Source organism: Protofrankia sp. CiP1_Cm_nod3, assembly GCF_982290655.1.
In genome coordinates, this window is the sequence record NZ_CEVIVD010000056.1 from 29,419 (window position 1) to 31,879 (window position 2,461).

Below are 2,461 nucleotides of genomic sequence, written 5' to 3' on the forward strand. Positions count from 1 at the left end.
TCACCGGCCCGAACGGGGCGGGCAAGACGACGCTGCTGGCCGCGATGCTCGGCCGGGTCCCGCTGGCGGCCGGTGCCGCGACGCTGGGCCCGGGTGTGGTCGTCGGGGAGGTCGACCAGGCCCGCGGCCTGTTCGCCGGGGCGGACTCCCCGCTCGACATCCTCGGCCGCTTCCGGCCCGAGATGTCCACCGCCGACGCCCGTACCCTGCTGGCCAAGTTCGCCCTGGGCGCCGACCACGTCGGCCGTGCCGCGGCCACGCTGTCACCGGGGGAGCGGACCCGGGCCGCGCTCGCGCTCCTGCAGGCGCGCGGGGTGAACCTGCTGATCCTCGACGAGCCGACCAACCATCTCGACCTGCCCGCGATCGAGCAGCTCGAGTCGGCGCTGCACGGCTACCCGGGCACCCTCGTACTCGTCACCCACGACCGGCAGATGCTCGCGGCCGTCGACGTCACCCGCCACCTGCACGTCGAGGCCGGAAAGCTCACCGAACTCGACCGCTGAGCCATCACGGGACGCCGATCATCGTGACGGACAGCCTGGATCTCCCGGAGCCGGGTCGTCACGTTGCCGAGTGAGGAGAGGGCCAACCGTCGGGCCGCCCGGCGCACGCACTCATGGTGAGTCGACGGGCGTTGCTCGTCGACGCCTGGCCGGAACTGGTTCTGCCCGCACCGGTCCGGTCCGGTGGGAGTGGGAGTGGGAGTGGGAGTGGAGGACTCTCGTATGATCATGTCGTTGCAACAGACTGTGGCACGGCTGCTCTTCACCCTGCCGAAAACACCATAAAACGGGCGATTGTCCGCCGATGGTCCCATCCGTCGTGCACCTGGAACAACATCGACTATCGGTCGAATAGGGGAAAGCGGTGCCGGAGAACGGCGACGAACTCTGTTGAGCCCCTATGAACATCACAAACGTGGCTGCTGACCAGCGGATCCCCGTCGTCTCCTGACGTCTGATCGCTACTTGCCGTACGCCGCGCCCCTGGACTCAACTCCGAGGTGATACGAGCTGAGATATGGGTATAGGGAAGGCATGGGTATAGCATTGAGTCTCGGGATGTTGGCTCTGGGAGCCATCCTCGCGTTCGCTGTGCATGCGGACTCCTCCGGGCTGAGCCTTCCCACGGTCGGTCTGATCTTCATGATGGTCGGTGCGGTTGGGTTCGGTGTATCGATCTACAGGGATCGCTGGCGTCGGCATATCGTAGAGGAGTCCGTCGAGCGTAGGGTCACGCCTCCGATCATGTTCGAGGACGATATGATCATCGAACGGGAGCCTGCGAAAAATCCGACCGCCGGTGCCGCACGCGAAGACGCGCCGGAATCACCGGTACGGACCTCACCGTAGCTTTCACCCGCCCAGTCGCAAAGATCGCCGGATTGCTGGGAGAATCTTCGACGGCTGAACAGTCCGCCCTCTCGCGACCGGATTCCATGAGCGCCGATTCCGGAAGAAACGCCGTCGATCCCGGATAGAAAATCGCCGGCGCGGCAGATGGTCTCGCGATACATGTCGCGGCAACCGCGCACAGCACCTGCGACACCGCTGTGCAGACGGCCGGTACGGCCCGGGCGAAGATCCGCCAGAACCCACAAGCTACCGCGACGACCGAGAAGACGCCAGGTATCCGCGACAAGGCCGCCGGGACCTTCCGCGGGCAGGTCGAGCATCACCTCGGGTTGCCGCGGCCGTCGAGAAGACCGTGGCCAGCGAAGACCGTGGCCAGCGAAGACCGTGGCCAGCAGCGACAAAGCCACTCGCGTCGCAGGCTGGCAGGCCCCGGCGCCACCGGTGGGGCGGTTGCCGGCGAGATCGTCCTGCCGCCCGTGCACTGGGCGGCCCGTCACCGTCGCCGCGCCGGACTCCGGCCGCAGCCGGCGATGGTGACCTGAATCAAACGAAGCAAGAGATTCGGCAGGTTAAGGCAGGGGAAAACACATCGGTAATCATCACGACAAGGAGGAATGGCAATGGTTGAGTTCATCATCGTCACGCTGCTGCTCGGACTCGTCGTCGGTGCCGTCGCCCGCCTGGTACTACCCGGTCCGGACCGCATCGGTATCGGGGGCACCATAATCGTCGGGATCGTCGGATCCTTCGTCGGCGGGTTCCTCGGTTATGCCCTATTCAACAAGGATGCGGGTGAGGGTCCGTTGCAGCCCTCCGGTGTCGTCGGCTCCGTAATCGGTGCCGTTCTGGTACTGCTGGCGTGGCGTGCTGTGAACGGTCGCGGCTCCTATCGGCACCAGAGGTATGTCCGCCGGTAAACGCGGGGCCGGCCGAGCCGGGCTGGGAATCCGTCCCATGCGCAGCTTGAGGTCCTGGGTGAGTCGCCGGGAGCGGGATTCTCCTCGGCGGCTCACCCAGGACTGTGACACCCTCCACATTCGACTAAGAGCATGTCTCATGTGGAGGGTTTCTTCCCAGCAGGCCAACGCGGCGGGCGGCGAGGG

At 66.1% G+C, this 2,461-nt stretch carries 3 protein-coding genes; all 3 read left to right on the forward strand.

All coding sequences use genetic code 11. The features are described from left to right. Window positions 1-506 (forward strand): ATP-binding cassette domain-containing protein (locus tag AC5LUJ_RS12930; protein WP_493464990.1); only part of this gene is annotated, 506 nt, incomplete at its 5' end. Between the two features lie 558 nt (window positions 507-1,064). Next, window positions 1,065-1,355 (forward strand): hypothetical protein, encoded by a 291-nt coding sequence (locus AC5LUJ_RS12935; protein ID WP_250280813.1) that lies wholly within the window; start codon window positions 1,065-1,067, stop codon window positions 1,353-1,355. A 623-nt stretch (window positions 1,356-1,978) separates the two neighbouring features. Next, on the forward strand, window positions 1,979-2,275 hold the full coding sequence (locus AC5LUJ_RS12940; RefSeq protein ID WP_250280811.1) for a GlsB/YeaQ/YmgE family stress response membrane protein: 297 nt from the start codon (window positions 1,979-1,981) through the stop codon (window positions 2,273-2,275). Window positions 2,276-2,461 lie beyond the last annotated feature (186 nt).